This window comes from Streptosporangium sp. NPDC006930, from assembly GCF_040635605.1.
Lineage (GTDB): Bacteria > Actinomycetota > Actinomycetes > Streptosporangiales > Streptosporangiaceae > Streptosporangium.
Window position 1 is genome coordinate 34084 of sequence record NZ_JBEYID010000009.1, and the last position, 17337, is coordinate 51420.

Here is a 17337-nt window from a genome sequence, read left to right on the forward strand (position 1 = left end):
GCCATCTGTTTCTTTGTCCGCTCAGCCGATCCACCGCTTTCCCGTTCGAACCCGAAGGTACGCGGTGGATCGCAGCTGGTTCGCGGCCCCGTTGCAAACCAGACTGTCTCTCCGATGCCGGCCCGGGTCCTGCGGGAGATCCGAGCCGGCACGACGGTGGCCGGTCCGGGTCCCGCGGCGGAACCGGGCCGGCACGAGGGCGCCGGTCCGAGCCCTGCGGGAGATCCGAGCCGACGCCGTGGTGCTGTGAAGGATTCTGCGGTGACCCGGTATAGCGGCGGTATAGCAGCCGCGCATCGCGCGTCCTCGTCGTCGGCCCGCAGGTCGAAGCCGTTCTCGCCGGACTGTTTCCGGCTCCGGGTTCCGGCTTCGAAGTCCTGGCCGGAAAACGGGGTCGAGGCGCTGCCAGGAAAGTCGGGATGGTCGGGAACCATGGGCGCGGGGGGTCTCGCCAAGGTTCCGCTTCCCGGAAAACCGCCGCTGAGCAGGTGATATACAGCCGATATACATGTGCTCCATACTCTGGCGCAGCGTTTCGCTAGCGGGGCCTGGCGGCGCGTCGAGCAAGGAGACACTCATCATGTTGCGTAAGCGCTGGGCGACGCTCGCGATGCTGACCGTATTGGCCACGTCACTGTCCACCGCGGTTGTCGGTTTGTCCGCTCACAGTGCGGCCGCCGAGGTTCCTCCCCTCGAATATCCCGAGCCGTACGACTGGTTCAGGCCCGTCATCGCCGAGAACCGGTCTGGTCCGGCCATGGACGACTGCTACCTCTACGGCATCTGTCCCTGATCCGAACCAGTGGAGAGCCTGCCGTCCTCCGGGGAAGGACGTCGGCTGCGCGGTTTCGCCGCGTTCGCCGACGTCGAGGACGCGCATTCTCCGCTCCAGGGTGCGGGAACGGCCCAGGGCACGGGAAAAACCCAGGGTATGGAGAAGGTCCGGGGTACGGGAGGGGCCCGGGGCAGGGGAACGACCCGGAGGGCGGGGACGGCCCGAGGCGCGGGGACGGTTCGGAGTAGAGGAAGGGCCCGAGGCGCGGGAACGCCGGGATCAGCCGGTCAACTCCCGCGAGAAGGGGGCCCCGATCTCCGCGTAAAGCTCCGTGGCGAGGCGTTCCTGGGTTTCCGCGGTGGTCGTGTCGCCGTTGTCATGCGAGATCGCGGAGAGTACGACCCAGGTCTGGGCCTCGCCCATCCGGTGCCCGGTCGCCCGGTGGTTGTCCAGGGCTCGACGGCCGTACTTCTCGGCTTCCGTCAGGAGTCCCCGCCGGTGGCAGGCGTAGGCGAGCACAGTGAGCGCCCGTCCTTCGACGACGCGGAAATGAGGTTCGCCGACAAGTTCCAGCGCCTGCTCGGCGAGGTCGGCGGCGGCTGTGTGGTCGCCCGAGCGGTGGTGGGTGATGCCCAGCGCGAGGAGCGCCTCGCCCACGAGGTGGCGGGCGTTGATCTCCCTGGCGATGCCCAGCGCGGTCCGGTGGAGACGCAGGGCCTCCTCGGGGTTCCCGGAGTGGTCACGGATGGAGGCGAGCGTGTTCATCGCCTGGACCTCGGTGAATCGGTCGCCGATGTCCACCGCTATCCCCAGCGCGGCCTCGGCGGTGTCGTGGGCCTGCTCCAGCCGGCCGGAGTCACGGCGTACCAGGGCGAGCCACGCCAGCGTGTCGGCCTCGAGGTATCGGTCGCCGAGTTCCCGGTGACGGGCGAGGGCGGTGGTGAGGTGGTCGGCGGAGGCGGCGAGGTGGCCGAGTTGGTGGTGGAGTTCGCCGATGGTGGTCATCGCGACCGCTTCGGCTCTCGGCGCCGAGGTCTCGCGGATCAGCGTCAACGCCTGGACGGCGTGGTCGAGCCCTTCGCGGAGCCGGCCGGACTGTCTGCAGGCGTTCGCGAGGTTGTTCAGGATCTTGGCGCGTGTCTGCTCGGAGCCGAGACGGTCGTGGAGTTCGAGCGCTCTGGACAGAGGGCGGGTGGCTTCGTCGGGGAGGCCGACGAACATGAACGTGGTGCTCAGATTGCTCAGGGCGCTCGCCTCGCCCTGCGTCCATCCCGTCTCGTGGCTGAGGGCGACCGCCCTGTTCAGGTAGGCGATCGAACGGTTGTAGCGGGCGAGGCAGTGGTAGGCGTGGGCGAGGTTCAGGAACGCGGACGCCATCGCCCGCCGGTCCCGTTCCGCGTGGGCCGCGGCGAGTGCGGCACGGCCGGTGGCGAGCCAGTCGACCATGCGTCTGGAGAAGTTGTGGTAGCCGCGAAGCCTGTCTGCCAGGAGCCAGGCCATGGGTCTGGGACCGTGCCGGACCGCGTGATCGATCGCCGCGACCACGTTGTGGTGTTCGGCGCTCAACCACGCCATGGCGGCGGCGGGGTTGTCGATGGCCGGCTTCCGTGGGGTGGCGGGGGTGTCGACGGTCGCCGTTCGTGCCGCGGCCGGGTCGTCGATGGCCGCCTGTGCCGCGGCAGGGTCGCCGACGGTCGCCGTTCGCATGGTGGCGGGGGTGTCGACGGCCGCGGTCCGTGTCACGATCCCGTCGGGCGCGGGGAGCTGGAGCATGTCCGGGTAGAGCACCTTCGCGGCGTCGCCGGCCATTGACAGGTACCACTCGAACAGCCTGCCCGTCGCCTTCGTCCGTTCCTCCTCGCCGTCCTCGGCGGACGAGAGGTCGTCGGCGTATCGGCGGAGCAGGTCGTGCACGGTGAAGCGGCCGGGGCCGTGCTGGTCGACCAGGTGGACGTCGGTGAGCCGATCCAGCGCCGCCGCCGCCTCCTGCTCGGAGACGTCCGCGAGGGCCGCCGCCGCGGCCGGGGTGAAGTCGGGGGACGCGACCGGCCCGAGCCGCCGGAAGATCCGTCGCACGTGCTCGGGCAGGAGCCGGTACGACAGGTCGAAGGTGGCGCGGACGGCGGTCTCCTCGTCGCCGTCGATCGTGAGCGCGTTCACCGGACTGCCGGTGCCGAGTTCCGTGACGTAGTCCCCGATCGGGAAGTTCGGGCGGTCCAGCAGGCGCGCCGCCGCTATGCGCAGCGCGAGGGGCAGGTGGGCGCACACCTCTCCCAGCCTGGCGACGGCCTCGGGTTCGGCCCGTACGCGGTTCGCGCCGAGAAGGTGGCCGAACAGGGCTTCGGTCTCGGCAGGGGCGAGCGTGTCGAGGGTGATGCGCTGGGCGCCCTCGCGGACGACCAGCCCGGTGAGCCGGTCGCGGCTGGTGACGAGCACCGCGCAACCGGCGTTGCCCGGCACCAGGGGCCGGACCTGTTCCGCCGAGCTCGCGTTGTCCAGCAGGATGAGGATCCGCCGTCCCGCCATGAGCGAGCGGTAGCGCGCGGCGGCCTCCGTCGCCTCGACGGGAACCTGTCCCGGCGAGACGCCCAGCGCCCGGAGGAAACCGGCGAGCGCGTCCGCGGGGTGTACCGGGGCTCCGGGCGAATACCCCCGCAGGTTGAGGTAGAGCTGCCCGTCGGGGAACCTGTCGGCCACCCGGTGCGCCCACCGCACCGCGAGCGCGGTCTTGCCGACGCCTCCCATCCCGGTGATGGCCGAGATGGTGATCGGGTCGGTGGCGCCACCGGGCAGCATCCTGTCCAGAGCCTCGAACGCGTCCTCACGCCCGATGAAGCCGGGGATGTTCGTGGGCAGTTCCCTGGGCACCGGCGGTGTCGTACGGGTGGCGTCCGACGCCGTGGCCGTCGTCGCGGGCGCGGCGCGCTCGGGTGCGGGGGGCCGGTCGTCACCGCGAAGGATGTCCTGGTGCAGCCGCTGGAGCGCGGGGCCCGGTTCCACACCGAGCTGCTCGTGGAGCAGGGCGCGTGTCTGCTGGAAGACCTCCAGTGCCTCGGCCTGGCGACCGCTGCGGTTCAGCGCGACCATGAGGTGGGCGCGCAACCCCTCGTGGTACGGGTGCGCCAGCGCGAGCCGGGTCAGTTCGCCGATCAGTTCGCCGTGCCTGCCCAGGGCGAGTTCCGCCTCCGCCCACCGCTCGTGGGTGACGAGCCGGAGTTGTTCCAGCTGCGCCGCCTCCTCGGAGATCGGTTCGCAGTCGCCGAACTCGGCGAACGCCGGACCTCGCCACAGGTCGATGGCGTCGCGCAGGATGCGGCCGGCCCTCGCGGGGTCGGCGTCAAGTGTCCGGCTCCCCTCGGCGGCGAGCCTACGGAAGCGGGTGGAGTCCAGGCCGTCGCCGGTGACGATCGTGTATCCGCCCGGCTGCCGGATGATGCGGTCGTTGCCGAGCACGCTCCGCAGCCGATGCACGTACAGCTGGATGTTGCGTCGTGCGGAGGCCGGAGGACTGTCGTTCCAGACGGTGGTGACGAGCTGGTCGACCGAGACCGTCTGCCCGGCTCCGCGGGCGAGGAGGACGGCGAGCACGAGCCGGGGCTTGTACGCGGCACCGACGAAGACCTCCTGGCCGGCGTGGGTCACCTGAAGCGGTCCCAGCACCTGGAACTCCATCAATGGCCACCCCGCTTCCTGGCTTCACGTGGTGGCCGGCCTTCGGGTTCGACGGCCCCGATCGTCTCTCGGAGGGCGTCGGTGTCCATGAGGCGTGATCATGGCATTTACCACCATCCGTGTACAGCTCATCCTGATGTGTGAAACAGCACCTCGCGCACCTCGGCACTGCGGTTGTGGTGCGAACCCAGCGGAAAACCGTGCCCGGATGACCGGGCATCTCCCGCCACGGTGACCGGGAACGACTGCCGCGAGGGCGGTCGGGTATCGCGGATTACGGCGAGGAGCACCTGGAAAATCCCATAATCTATGGCTTATGTCTGAACGGGGTGAAGGACAGTCAGGGGTCGCGTCCAGTGTCGGGCGTCTCGCCGCCATCGCGGCGGCGGCGGGTCTGCTGGTCGCGGGGATCGCACTACCGGCGGTGGGAGGCGCGGGCCTCGGCATCGTGTCGGCGACCAACGAGCTGAACCTCAGGCCTGAGGATCTCAAGGAACCTCCGCCGGCGGAGGTCACGGTCGTGCAGGACGTCAAGGGCAACGAGATCGCGCGGTTCTACGAGGAGTACCGCAAGGTCGTCAAGATCGACCAGGTCGCCGAGATCATGAAGACGGCGATCATCTCGATCGAGGACTACCGCTTCTACCAGCACGGTGCGATCGACCTTGAGGGCACGATCCGCGCGTTCGCCAAGAACCTGCACGCGGGCGGGGTGAGCCAGGGCGGCTCCAGCATCACCCAGCAGTACGTCAAGCAGGTCCTGCTCAACTCCGCGGCCACCGACGAGGAGAAGGACAAGGCGCTGGAGGCCAGCTACGCGCGCAAGCTCAACGAACTGCGCTACGCGATGGCCGTGGAGGAGAAGTACTCCAAGGACGAGATCCTGGAGAAGTATCTGAACATCGCCTACTTCGGCGCGGGCGCCTACGGCGTGGAGGCGGCGGCGGACCGGTTCTTCGGCGTCACGGCCGCGAAGCTCACCCTGCCGCAGGCGGCGGCGCTGGCCGGCGCCGTGCAGGACCCCAACGCCACCGACCCCAACCTGGGCAAGAAGTATCGCGACCGGTTGCTGCACCGGCGCAACGTCGTGCTCGACCGGATGGCCGAGCTGGGCAAGATCACCCCGGAAGAGGCGAACAAGGCGAAGAAGGCGAAGCTCGGTTACAAGGGGACGAAGCTTCCCGGCGGTTGCGAGTCCAGCAAGTACCCGTACTTCTGCATCTACGTCCGTCAGGAAATCCTGAACAACCCCGACTTCGGCAAGACGGCCAAGACCAGAGGGCAGTTCCTCAACCGCGGTGGCCTGACGATCAGGACCACGCTCGACCCGTCCATGCAGGCGGCGGCGGACAGGGCGATCAGGAAGTGGGTCTTCGCCTCCGACAACCCGGTGGCGGCCGAGGCGTTGGTCCAGCCGGGCACCGGGGCGATCAAGGCCATGGCGGCGAGCAGGAAGTACGGCGGGGACGAGGACAAGAAGGAGATGTCCTACAACGTCGTCGCGGACGCCGCGCACGGCGGCGGTGTCGGCTTCCAGGCAGGCTCGACCTTCAAGACGTTCACGCTGCTCACCGCACTGAAGCAGGGCATGAAGGTGAACGACGGCTTCAGCGCCGGTGCCGGTTTCCGCGCCTCGGGCTACTCGGCGTTCAAGAACTGCAAGGGCGAGAACATCGGCGACCCGAACCACACCGTCACCAACGACGAGGGCGCCCCCGGCTGGAAGACCCTGCAGACCGGCACCTGGAGTTCGGTGAACACGTTCTTCATGGAGTTGGAGCAGCGCGTCGGGCTCTGCGAGACGATCAAGACCGCGAAGTCGCTGGGCATCCACCGCTCCGACGGTCTCAAGCTCCTTGAGTACTCGACGTTCACGCTCGGCACCAACGAGATGGACCCGGTGACCGTGGCCAACGCGTACGCCGCGATCGGCGCGCGCGGCAAGTACTGCGCGCCGATGGCGATCACCCGGATCACCGACAGGAACGGCAAGGTCACCGACTACAAGCCCAAGTGCCGCCAGGCCCTCGACCCCGAGGTCGCCGACGCGGCGGCCCACGTGCTGTCCGGCGTGTTCACCAAGGGCACGATGCGAGCCGTCGGCGGCATCGGCCGCGACGCGGCGGGCAAGACCGGCACCACCGACAGCTACGCCACCGCGTGGTTCGCCGGGTTCACCCCGGACCTGGCCGGCGCGGTCAGCATCGGTGACCCGCGCGGCTCGCAGAAGTACAAGCTGAACGGCGTCACGATCGGCGGCCGTTACTACGGTTCGGTCGTCGGCGCCAGCATCTCGGGCCCGATCTGGAAGGAAACGATGCTGGCGGCGCTGAAGAACGTCGATCCGACGTCCTTCACCCCGCTCAACACGGAGCGGTTCGGCGGGTGCGGCCAGAGCTGCCAGCCCGCGCCGCCTCCGTCGAACAACGACGGCCCCGACAACAACGCCGACGGCCCCGACGGCGGCGGCGATGAAGTGCAGGTCCCCATCGGCCAGGGCGAGTAACGGCCGGCGGCCGAGCGGGGTCGGGGCGGCCGTCCCGACCCCGCTCGGAGCGCATCGGTCAGGCGTCGCCGGACCCTTCGTCCCGGGCCCAGCTCGGGAGCGCGTCGATCAGGCGTCGCCGGACCCTTCGTGGCGCCACAGGCGCAGTTGCAGGTCGAGCACCACCCTGTCGTCGGGGTCGTCGAGGCGGTAGCCGCCCACCTGTTCCAGCCGTGCCACGCGATAGCGAACGGTGTTGGGGTGCACGAGCAGTGAACGCGCCGTGGCGCCCACGTCGCCGAGTGCGCCGAGGTAGGCGGCGACGGTGTCGATGAGGCTGCTGCCGTGGCTCCGGTCGTATTTGACCAGGCGGCGGAACCGGTCGTCGGCCAGCAGATCCGTCTCTCCCAGAGTCGTGAGCGCCTCCGACAGCAGCACCGCCGTGCGCTGGCCGTCGAGACTGATCACCGGTCGGTCGGGGGTATGAGCGACGGTCTCGCACACGCGGTCGGCCTCCGCGCGGGCCGCGGCCACGGTCGGCACCGACAGGGACGAGGCGATCGCCGCACGGAAGGTGGCTCCCCGGTGCCGCTCGAACGCCGCCAGGGTGCGGCGGGCCCACTTCAGGTAGCGGTCCACCTCGACCTGGCCGGGGAGGACGGCGTACAGGCGGAGCCCGACCGGGGCGACCATCGACTCGTCGCGGACGGAGTGGGCGTGCACCGTCAGCATCGTCACCGCCTCGGTGGAGGACAGCCACTGGCGCGCGTCGGCGTCACCGACCGCCTCGAAGGCGACCACGGCGAACTCCTGGGGAGCGTCGAGGCTCAACTGCCGCACGAACCCGGTCTCGTCGCGTTGGGAGCCGGGGGCGAGCATACGCTGGACGAACTCGGTGCCCATGGTGTGGATGAGACGGCTCTGGCCGACGAGTCGCGCGGCGAAGATCGAGGCCGCGACGAGGTGCTCCTCGGTCTGTTGGGAGAAGGGCCGGTTCGTCTCCTGCATCCAGATGGTGCCGAGGTACTCGCCGGACCGCGGATCGTGCATGCCGACCCCGAGCCTGCGCCGGAATCCGTCCTTCTCGTTCAGCGTCACCGTGGCACGAGGGCGCCGTAGCCGGTCGTAGACCCGCATGGCCTGCAGTTCCGCCATGTGTTCCGCCGGGGGTTCGCGCCCGAGGATGGTGAGACGCCGGATGTCGTCGGCCTGGTCGCTGTAGGGGGAGAAGGCGAGCACCCGTCCCTGCACGTCTTCGATGGAGATCAACGTGCCGGTCATCATGCCGAGCGCCTTGGCCAGTCCGAAGAGGTCGTTGTGCTCGCCGAGCGCGGGACCGGTCCTTCGTGCGAGCCGCTCGTATCCATCGGATTCCTGGACGAAGCGTTCGACCACGGTGACCAGACGCCACCACGGCGTCCGGTCGGTGATCCCGATGACCGGGACCGGGAGTTCGCGCAGCGACCGCGGGTCGGCGTCCTTGAGCTTCACGACGAGCGCTCCGGGCCGGTGGCGGGCGAGATCGGCGGCCGCCGCGACCGCGTCAGGGCCGCGGACGCCGAGGAGCAGGACGACGGCGCCGTCCATCTCGTGGTCATCGGGCGGGGGCATTCCGTCGGACACGTCGAGGGTGACGCAGCCGCCGATGGGGACGTCCAGGCCGCCGGGTGCGTGGACCACCGACACGAAGGGGTCGCGCACGACGTCGAGGAGTTCGGCCAGGGTGGATGACCAGCGCGGATACGCAGATTTCACAGGACTCCGCACTCTGTGACATGGATGTTATCTACTTGGCCAACTATCTATCAAACAGGACAAAAATATATACATCCCCACAAAGCTTGTGAACAGTTCGGCGTTTTAGGGTGACAGCACCCCCAACGGTCGACCGACCGAAACCCCCAGAAACCAGGAGGACCAACATGGCGTTGGTTCGCATCCGACGCGCTCTCGGCGTTGTCGCCGTAGGCGTGCTCGGCACCACCGTCCTCTCGGCGTGCGGCGGTTCCTCGACGGAATCCGTGTCCGCCTCCGCTCCTGCCTCCGGTACCTCCGAGTCGCAGGTCTACGTCATCCCTCAGCAGGTCGGTGTCCCGCCGTACAGCTTCCTCGACGACGGCGGCAAACTCGCCGGGCTACTGCCCGACCTGTCCACCGCGCTCGGCGAGGAGATGGGGGTGACCGTCAAGAACGAGCAGGCGTCGTTCGAGAACTCGCTCCTGGGCCTGCAGCGCGGCGCCTACGCCTGGGTGCCCGGCGCCGACGTCACGGCCGAACGGCTGAAGAAGTTCGACTTCGCCACCACCCTCATCGAGAGCTACGGCTTCCGTGTCAAGGCCGACGGCATCACCATCGGCGACTCACTCGACGACCTGTGCGGCGTCTCCGTCGCGGTGACCGCGGGTTCGAGCCCGGTGTCGACACTCAAAGACCAGTCCAAGAAGTGCGAGGCCGCCGGGAAGAAGCCCGTCGACGTGCAGACCTTCGCCGACCAGGCGACCGCCGACCTCGCCGTCAAGAGCGGCAGGACCGACGCCTCCACGGCGACCTCCAGCGGCCTGGGCTACCAGACGCGTACCGAACCCGGCGTGTGGAAGATCACCGGACCGATCTATCAGGCGATCGACATCGGGTTCGCCTCGATGAAGGGCGACGGCATGGCGGCCAAGCTGCAGCAGGCCACCGAAGCGCTGATCAAGAACGGTACCTACGCCAAGATCCTCGCCAAGTACGGTACCGAGAACATGTCGATCAAGAGTTCCGTGATCAACCCAGAGCCGCACGCATGAGTGAGGTCAGCACGGCCGGGTTCCCCTCGGAACAGGCGGGAAAGGACGGGACGCCGGAGGACTGGCGTCGCCGGATGGAATCGATCTCACGGCTTCCCCACGGACGTCCGCTTCACCTCGGCCGGCTGACCTTCGCGGTACTGATGGTGGCCGCCGTCGCCGGCCTCGCGATCAGCGTCGCCCGCAACCCCGCCTTCGAGTGGGGCACGGTGGCCGACTACTTCTTCTCCGAGCAGGTCATGAACGGCCTGGTCAACACCATCACGCTGACCGCACTGTCGATGGGGCTCGCCCTCGTGGTGTCGGTGGTCATCGCGAACATGCGGCTCTCGGCGAACCCGGTCCTGCGCGCCGTCAGCGGGACGTACGTCTGGTTCTTCCGGTCCATCCCGCTGCTGGTCCTGCTCATCCTGTGGTTCAACGTCTCGTTGATCTATCCGACGTTCAGCCTCCCCAACCCCTTCGGCGGCGACCTGTTCGCGCTGGACACGCGCAACCTCATGACCGCCTACTGGTCGGCCGTGCTGGCCTTCGGCCTTCAGCAGGCCGCCTACACCTCGGAGATCATTCGGTCGTCGCTGCTCGCGGTCCCCCAGGGGCAGCGCGAGGCGGCGCTCGCGCTGGGCATGACCCCGCTGGACACGTTCCGGCGCATCGTCTTCCCCCAGGCGATGAAGATCGCGGTGCCGCCGGTGAGCAACGACCTCATCAACCTGCTGAAGGCCACCTCCCTCGTCGCCTTCATCTCGGTCTCGGACCTGCTCTACAGCGTCCAGCAGATCTACAACCGTACGTTCGAGGTCGTCCCGCTGCTCATGGTGGCGACCATCTGGTACATGATCCTCGTCAGCCTGCTGTCGGTCGCCCAGTACCACCTGGAGCGCACGCTCGGCCGCAGCACCGCCACGACGCGCCGCACCGGGTGAACCGGGATGAGTGAGAGCCAGGTCATGACGACGCCGCTGATCAGCGCACTGAACGTCCGCAAGTCCTTCGGCCGGCACACGGTCCTGCACGACGTGTCGCTGGACGTCCACCAAGGGGAGACGGTCTGCCTGCTCGGACGCTCCGGCAGTGGCAAGAGCACCTTCCTGCGCTGCCTCAACCTGCTTGAACGCACCGACTCGGGGGTGATCATGCTCGACGGTGAGCTGCTCGGCTACGAGGAACGCGGCGGCAAGATCCACCGGCTGTCGGCGCGGCGGGAGGCGAGGCAGCGCCGACGCCTCGGCATGGTGTTCCAGCAGTTCAACCTGTTCTCGCACAAGACCGTGCTGGAGAACGTCATCGAAGCGCCCACCCGGGTGCTACGGCGTCCGGGCGGGGACGCGCGTCGTGAGGCGCGCGAACTGCTCGCCAGGGTCGGTCTGGCCGAGAAGGCCGACGCCTACCCGGCCCAGCTCTCCGGCGGCCAGCAGCAACGCGTCGCGATCGCCCGTGCCCTCGCGATGAAGCCACAGGTGCTGCTCTTCGACGAGCCGACCTCGGCGCTCGATCCAGAGATGGTCAACGAGGTGCTGCAGGTCATCCGCGAGCTTGTGCTCGACGGGATGACCACCATCATCGTCACCCACGAGATCGGGTTCGCCCGCGAGGTCTGCGACCGGTTCGTGTTCATGGAGGACGGCCGCATCGTCGAGGAAGGCCCGTCCAGCCGGCTGTCCGGCGAGGCCGAGCATCCGAGCACCCGCGACTTCCTCAGCAAGGTCCTCTAGCCTCGGCGCCCGCGAGCGCCGCACATCGTCGTGCCCCGGCACGAGCTCGACAGCATCATCGTGCCCCGGCACGAGCCCGACAGACATCATCGTGCCCCGGCACGAGCTCGACAGAGAGAGGCAGTCATGCCATCGACGGGCGGAGCCATGCCCTCTGTGGCCGTGATCGGTGGCGGTTTCGCCGGACTCGCGGCGGCCCACCAGCTGAAGCGGCACGGGTACTCGTTCACCGTGTTCGAGACCGAGGACGGACCGGGCGGCACCTGGCGCGTCAATCGTTTCCCCGGTGCGGAGGTCGACACCCCGGCCCCGATGTACTCGTTCTCGTTCGCCCCGTACGACTGGTCACGCTCCTACCCCGGCCAGGCGGAACTGCAGTCCTACCTTGAGCACGTGGCCGACCGGTTCGGGCTCAGGGCCCACTTCCGGTTCGGCACCACCGTCCGGCGGCTGGTCTGGGAGGAGGACGGCCAACGCTGGGCCGTGCACCTCGACACCGGTGAGGTGCTGCGTTTCACGGCCGTGGTGACCGCCGTCGGACTCCTGAACGTCCCGAACGAGCCCGCCTGGCCGGGCCGCGAGCTGTTCACCGGCGACATCTTCCACACGGCGCGGTGGCGTTCCGACGTGGCGCTCGACGGACGCCGGGTGGGAGTCGTCGGCACCGGTTCGACGTCCGCCCAGATCGTCGCGGAGCTCGGCGGCCGAGCCAAGCATCTGACGGTGTTCCAGCGTCAGCCCGCATGGGTGGACCCGAAGGTCTCGCTCCCGTTCACCGAGAAGGAACGTGCCCGACGGCGTCACCCGGTGACGCGGCGACTCATCCGGTGGCGGTTGTTCCTGCAGCTGGAACGCAAGTGGCTCGGCGGCAGGATCATCCGGCCCGGCGGGACCGTCGACACCCGGGCGGTCAAGATCTGCCAGGACTACCTCGCAGAGGTCTTCGCCGACCACCCCGACCTCAGGGCGGCTCTGACACCGACCTCGGCCTACCTGGGCAAACGGGCGATCCACAGCTCCACCTTCTACCCGACCCTGCTGCGTGACGACGTCACCCTCGTTCCACACGCCGTGGAACGAGTGACCGAGACCGGCGTGGTCGACGCCACCGGCCGGGAGCACGAACTCGACGTCGTGATCACCGCGACGGGATTCCGCGCGGCCGAGTTCCTCTGCGGCCTGGAGATCCACGGGCGCGCGGGCCGCGACCTGAGGGAGAAGTGGGGCGACGACCCCATGGCGTTCCTCGGCATCATGGTGGACGAGATGCCGAACCTCTTCATGATGTACGGCCCCAACACCAACTACTACGCCCCGGTGTTCAACTTCGAGCAGCAGGCGAAGTTCGTGGTGCGCTCCCTGCGGGAGATGCGCCGCCGCGGTGCCAGCGCGGTCGAGGTCAGGCCGGAGGCGGTCAGGCGGCTGAACCGCTGGCTGAAGCGTCGCCTGGACGCCAGCTCGTTCGCCCAGGCACCGAACTACTTCCGCTCGGCGAGCGGCCGGGTGGTCACCCAGTGGCCGGACGGCGCCTCGGTCTACTGGTTGCTCACCCGGACCCTGCACGCCCGATCCGCGCGGTTCTTCCGCGCCCCCAGCGCGTCGGACTCCCCGGACAACCGGCACCTCTCCGTGCCGTGAGGGCCTGTCCCGGATCCTGAGAGGGCGACGTCCCGGCCGTGAGAAGAACCGAACGGCCCCCGCGGCCCATCGGGCCGTCGCGATACACAAACGCACCCCGGACGACGTTCCCCGCACACTCGTCGGGGACACCATCCGAGCCCGCTGACCGGTTCCCCGCCCGGTTACGCCGCGAGGAACGTTTCGCCTGGTGAAGTGCTGTCTTCTGGCGGGAGAGCCGCTGTGCGCGGGTCATGGATCGCCCCCACGTCCAAAGATCTCGGATGTGGGAGAGGCGTGTGCCCGGGGTGTGGAGATCGCCCGATGAAGGATTCAGGCCCGGCGCGGTAAGTACAGGTGACCGCATACGCCAGGAAAGGCCGACATGTATGACAACCTTCCGCGAAGACGTCGAGGTCGATGACGCGGCCCTCATCGAGAGGTCGCTGAACGAACCCGACGTCTTCGCCATCCTGTTCGACCGGCACGCACCACTCCTGCACCGCTACGTGACCAGGCGACTGGGACCCAGCGAGGCGGAAGACGTCGTGGCGGACACCTTTCTCGCTGCCTTCCAGCGCCGGAGCGATTACGACAGGGGCCGCTCCGACGCCCGCCCGTGGCTCTACGGGATCGCCTCCAATGTGATCGGCAAACGGCGACGCACCGAGAAGAACCTCTACCGCGCCTACATCCGCAGTGGCGTACATCCGGCGGAGATCCCCGGCGTCCAGGTAGAGGACGGGATCAACACCCTGGCCGTCAACCGGCCGCTGGCGCAGGCCCTGTTGAAGCTCAAACGGGCCGATCGCGACGTGCTGCTGCTCGTCGCCTGGGCCGAACTGAACTACCGGGAGGTCGCCGACGCGCTCGCCATCCCGGTGGGGACCGTGGCCTCGCGACTCAACCGAGCCCGCATGCAGATCCGTCAGGCCCTGAACCAGGAAGAACGAGGAGAATGACGATGGACGCACTGAAGACCATGTGGGAGACCGTCCCCGCGGCCACCGAGAGCGAACTCGCCGGAGCGCGACGGCGCCTGATGAGTGGGATCCACTCCCGGCGGCGCCTTGTCACCACCCCCCGGCTGCTGGTCACGGCCGGTGCCGCGGCGACGGCCGTCGCGACGGCACTGGTCCTCGGGAGCGGCGCCCCCGCCTACGCGGTGGCCGAGAGCCCGGACGGCACGCTGACGGTGACCGTCAACGAACTCCACGACCCCGACGGGCTGGAGGCGAAGCTGGCCGCTGCCGGCGTCAAGGCGGATGTGACGTTCCTGGCGCCGGGCATGCTGTGCGCGCCTCCCCGGTTCACCGGTGTGGACGCGACCTACGGCGGGCCGCCCGCCGGCGGACCGGGGGATCTGCGGTCGGCCACGAAGGCGGCGCGTTCGTCCCAGGCCGCCACGGTGACCTCCGTACGGACGATCCGGATCGCCCCTGAGCACATCAGACCGGGCGAGACGCTCGTCATGGAGTTCCGCGACAACCTGAACGCACAGGTGCCCTGGCACCTCGGCATGTGGCTCGCCAAGGCGGGCAGCCCGGTGAAACCGTGCGCGCCCATCAAGGAGATTCGCTGACCTCCTGCCGACGACCGGAGTCGACGACGGCGGTGACGCGGATCTCGACGCGCATCCCCTCGCGGCTGTTCGGGGCTTCGCCCCCGAGAAGGCCACCGTCAAGGTAGCCGGCCACTACGACGGCGCGGTCCTCCAGGTTTGCGACGCATAAGGGAAACTGCTCCGAAACACGTTCAACCAGGTCCACAAGAGTACGGACTGTCGCACGGCCGGATGGATTTTGGGCGCTTTCGGCCGTGCGGCGCTCGTGGACAGGTCAGATCTCTCCGCTGCGGATGCCCGTCAGGAAGTCGCTCCAGGCTCTCGGGGAGAAGGTGAGCATCGGACCGGACGGGTCCTTGCTGTCGCGTACGGCGACGAGGCCCGGCAGGTTCATGGCCACCTCCACACAGTCGTCTCCGTTGGGGCCGCTGTGGCTACTCCTGATCCAGGTGAGGTTGGGGCGAATGGATTCCATGATGTTCGCCTCTACTTAAGTTGATCAATGTCGTCGGCCTGGTTATGTCAGAGGCAGGAGTGAGACCACGTCGGCATCGGGATGCACGCGTTCTGCGTATTCTGCGGCCAGCGCTCTGCTTGACGCGTAGTTGAGCCGCTCCTGAGTTTTGCGTAGACGCTCTTCGCACATATCAAGAATCTGCCCCCAGCGGAAGACCCACAGGCCGACCTGTCCATCGTCCTGGGCGCAGTTGGGCGGAAGGTTGAGGCCCTTTATCTGCCATTCCAGGGCCGGGTCAATGGTGTTGCCGATCAGCCAGAAGTCCCACCGAGTCTTCTCGTCATGTTTGTATCGATCATCGGAAACCACTGCAAAAGCGTAACTGCGGAGCTGGGCGAGCTCCTTTTCTGTGAGGGTAAGACTCGGCCGCTTCAGCTCCACAACGAGATGACGCTTGTTTTTGTCCGCACCGGTGACTCCGGACAGCATGAGATCCAGGCGCCCTGACCTCCCGTCGGCGCGACGAACCGGCCGCCGGGAGTTTCGGCGAGGGGCTGCTCCTTCGAGAATCGCCAGGTGTCGCTCCAGGGCTTCGGTGAGTCCAGTTTCTGAAACAGCGCTGGAGAACTCATCGCCAAAAACCCAAAGCTCTTTTTCCAGCATCCGATGGAGCTGAGTCCGCTCGCGCAGCTCCCACTTCGCCTCCGGCTCATAGAGCAGGCTTCGCAGTAACGCCAGAAAGTCAACTCGATCGACGGCTTGCGCATTGGCGGCGACGATGTTTCCCAGGCTGGCACGACCCACCAGCCTTTCGATCTGTTCTTTCTGTGCCGCAGAAAGGCTGAACAGATCTTCGAGCACCTTTGATATGGAAGTCGGCTGCCTGCGGAGCGCTTCACTGAGCAGGACCAACTGCGTGCGTCGAGCTTGCTTCCCGCCCTTGAGGTGACGACTGAGCAACACTGCGACATCATCGAATGTGGCTCGCTCAGCGACTTCGACGTCCGACTCGGGCGAACCGTTATAAGGATAAACGCCCTCTTGTATCCAGAGCTCGATCTGCTCTTTGGTCCGCTCGCTCTCCCGCATACGGAAATGTAACCGCATTTGGTCGCGTGCCGCCTTCGCGACTCGCCCAAGTGGTGTATCGTCTATCTCAAATTCGCCGTCAAGGGAGTCGTATTCAGACAGGTTGCGAAGGCGATGCCATAAGATGTAGGCGGTGAAATTGAAATCGGGTGCCTGAATTCCTGCCGAAAGCGTCAGCCGGTGAACGCCCTGATCATCACATATCAGGAGTTCTCGCTTTTGTGGCTTGATCGACCATTCCACGATGCGTAGCACCGGTCCGGCGCTTTCCTCGTCCGTCGCGACTTCCGCATCGACGCCATCCAGGTGAAGCGCATATTCGTCCTGGCGGCGGATGACTTCGGACGGATCGAGTCGTCGCCCTCGCCAGCAAATTTTTACATCAGGGTACTTATCCAGATAGACAGCGAATCGGCCTGTGAGCTCAAACCTAACGCGGTCAGAAAGAAGCCGGTTTTTCCTGGGGGCATCCCCGGTAACGCGGACGGTGGTCCCGGTTTCTTCCTCGGTGAGTCGGCTGTCGTCCAGGTCGAAGACGCTGGCTCCATCTGAGAACCGTACGGTGGTGCGCGTGCGAGCGGTCGGCCCGTCCGCGACCGTTACCCAGCCGGCGGATGAGCCAAGGGCAAGGACCCGGAACCGACCGTAGCCGTGTCTGCCATGCAACTGTCGCCCGAGATTGCTTGTCTTTTTGGCCTTTTTCTTCCACGATCCGCCCATTCCACTGAAGGCCGGACGTACCGAGTCGGCGGGAATTCCGTGACCGGTGTCTGTGACCGTGATCGAGTCGACCCCGTCCAGGTCGTTTAGCTCGATCTCTGCGAAAACCTCTTTTGCATCAGCGTCCAGGCCGTTCCAGATGAGCTCTTCCACGGCCCCTACCGGGTCACCTCGCCGGGCCACACGCTCAATGAAGTCTGGCTGGACTTCGACTGGAATATGCACACGGGCATCATTGCCGATCACCGTATGTGGCGCAACAATTATCCGGATGTAGGTCACCGAGGCTGGGCTGTCGAGGTCAAGTTCGGCAACTTTAGGTTATCGATGATGATTTGCGGCTTTCCGGATACCTTATAGTCGACATTCCGAAATTATGGGGTATCCGGAAGATGGTGGACTGACCGCACGAGGTCATCGCAGCGACTTCTCGGAGGAAGGATCACACTTGTCG

At 67.4% G+C, this 17337-nt stretch carries 13 protein-coding genes; 8 read left to right on the forward strand and 5 right to left on the reverse strand.

The annotated features are described in order from the left end of the window. Nucleotides 1-580: 580 nt before the first annotated feature. Complete coding sequence (locus ABZ664_RS17525) at nt 581-793, forward strand: hypothetical protein (protein WP_362510147.1); 213 nt, start codon at nt 581-583, stop codon at nt 791-793. A 261-nt stretch (nt 794-1054) separates the two neighbouring features. Here ABZ664_RS17525 and ABZ664_RS17530 read toward each other — a convergent pair whose 3' ends face one another. Beyond that, the gene (locus ABZ664_RS17530; protein ID WP_362510150.1) at nt 1055-4447 is read right to left on the reverse strand and encodes a BTAD domain-containing putative transcriptional regulator; all 3393 of its coding nucleotides are present in this window, start codon (nt 4445-4447) and stop codon (nt 1055-1057) included. Nucleotides 4448-4763: 316 nt separating this feature from the next. Between ABZ664_RS17530 and ABZ664_RS17535 the strand changes: the two genes are divergently transcribed. Beyond that, entirely contained in the window at nt 4764-6953 is a 2190-nt protein-coding gene (locus ABZ664_RS17535; protein WP_362510153.1) for a transglycosylase domain-containing protein, read from the forward strand. A gap of 108 nt (nt 6954-7061) precedes the next feature. Here ABZ664_RS17535 and ABZ664_RS17540 read toward each other — a convergent pair whose 3' ends face one another. Next, complete coding sequence (locus tag ABZ664_RS17540; RefSeq protein ID WP_362510156.1) at nt 7062-8687, reverse strand: helix-turn-helix domain-containing protein; 1626 nt, start codon at nt 8685-8687, stop codon at nt 7062-7064. Between the two features lie 167 nt (nt 8688-8854). Here ABZ664_RS17540 and ABZ664_RS17545 point away from each other — a divergent pair, with 167 nt between their 5' ends. From ABZ664_RS17545 to ABZ664_RS17570, 6 genes are all read left to right on the forward strand, one after another. Beyond that, nucleotides 8855-9721, forward strand: coding sequence for a transporter substrate-binding domain-containing protein (locus ABZ664_RS17545; RefSeq protein WP_362510158.1), 867 nt, complete (start codon nt 8855-8857; stop codon nt 9719-9721). Then, complete coding sequence (locus ABZ664_RS17550; RefSeq protein WP_362510161.1) at nt 9718-10647, forward strand: amino acid ABC transporter permease; 930 nt, start codon at nt 9718-9720, stop codon at nt 10645-10647. The genes ABZ664_RS17545 and ABZ664_RS17550 overlap by 4 nt, the downstream gene beginning before the upstream one ends. 6 nt (nt 10648-10653) lie before the next feature. Further along, on the forward strand, nt 10654-11436 hold the full coding sequence (locus tag ABZ664_RS17555; protein ID WP_362510163.1) for an amino acid ABC transporter ATP-binding protein: 783 nt from the start codon (nt 10654-10656) through the stop codon (nt 11434-11436). 147 nt (nt 11437-11583) lie between these two features. Beyond that, on the forward strand, nt 11584-13074 hold the full coding sequence (locus ABZ664_RS17560; protein ID WP_362510166.1) for an NAD(P)/FAD-dependent oxidoreductase: 1491 nt from the start codon (nt 11584-11586) through the stop codon (nt 13072-13074). Between the two features lie 368 nt (nt 13075-13442). Then, entirely contained in the window at nt 13443-14015 is a 573-nt protein-coding gene (locus ABZ664_RS17565; RefSeq protein ID WP_362510169.1) for an RNA polymerase sigma factor, read from the forward strand. A gap of 2 nt (nt 14016-14017) precedes the next feature. Then, a complete protein-coding gene (locus ABZ664_RS17570) occupies nt 14018-14635 on the forward strand; it encodes a hypothetical protein (protein ID WP_362510172.1) in 618 nt (205 codons plus the stop codon). Here the strand turns inward: ABZ664_RS17570 and ABZ664_RS17575 are convergent. The 3 genes from ABZ664_RS17575 to ABZ664_RS17585 all read right to left on the reverse strand — a co-directional run bounded on the left by ABZ664_RS17575 (nt 14619) and on the right by ABZ664_RS17585 (nt 17165). After that, the gene (locus ABZ664_RS17575; protein WP_362510176.1) at nt 14619-14822 is read right to left on the reverse strand and encodes a hypothetical protein; all 204 of its coding nucleotides are present in this window, start codon (nt 14820-14822) and stop codon (nt 14619-14621) included. The genes ABZ664_RS17570 and ABZ664_RS17575 overlap by 17 nt on opposite strands. A gap of 69 nt (nt 14823-14891) precedes the next feature. Further along, the gene (locus ABZ664_RS17580) at nt 14892-15092 is read right to left on the reverse strand and encodes a DUF397 domain-containing protein (protein ID WP_362510178.1); all 201 of its coding nucleotides are present in this window, start codon (nt 15090-15092) and stop codon (nt 14892-14894) included. Between the two features lie 42 nt (nt 15093-15134). After that, nucleotides 15135-17165 carry an ATP-binding protein gene (locus ABZ664_RS17585; RefSeq protein WP_362510181.1) on the reverse strand — a complete coding sequence of 677 codons (2031 nt, stop codon included), beginning with the start codon at nt 17163-17165 and terminating at the stop codon, nt 15135-15137. Nucleotides 17166-17337: the final 172 nt, after the last annotated feature.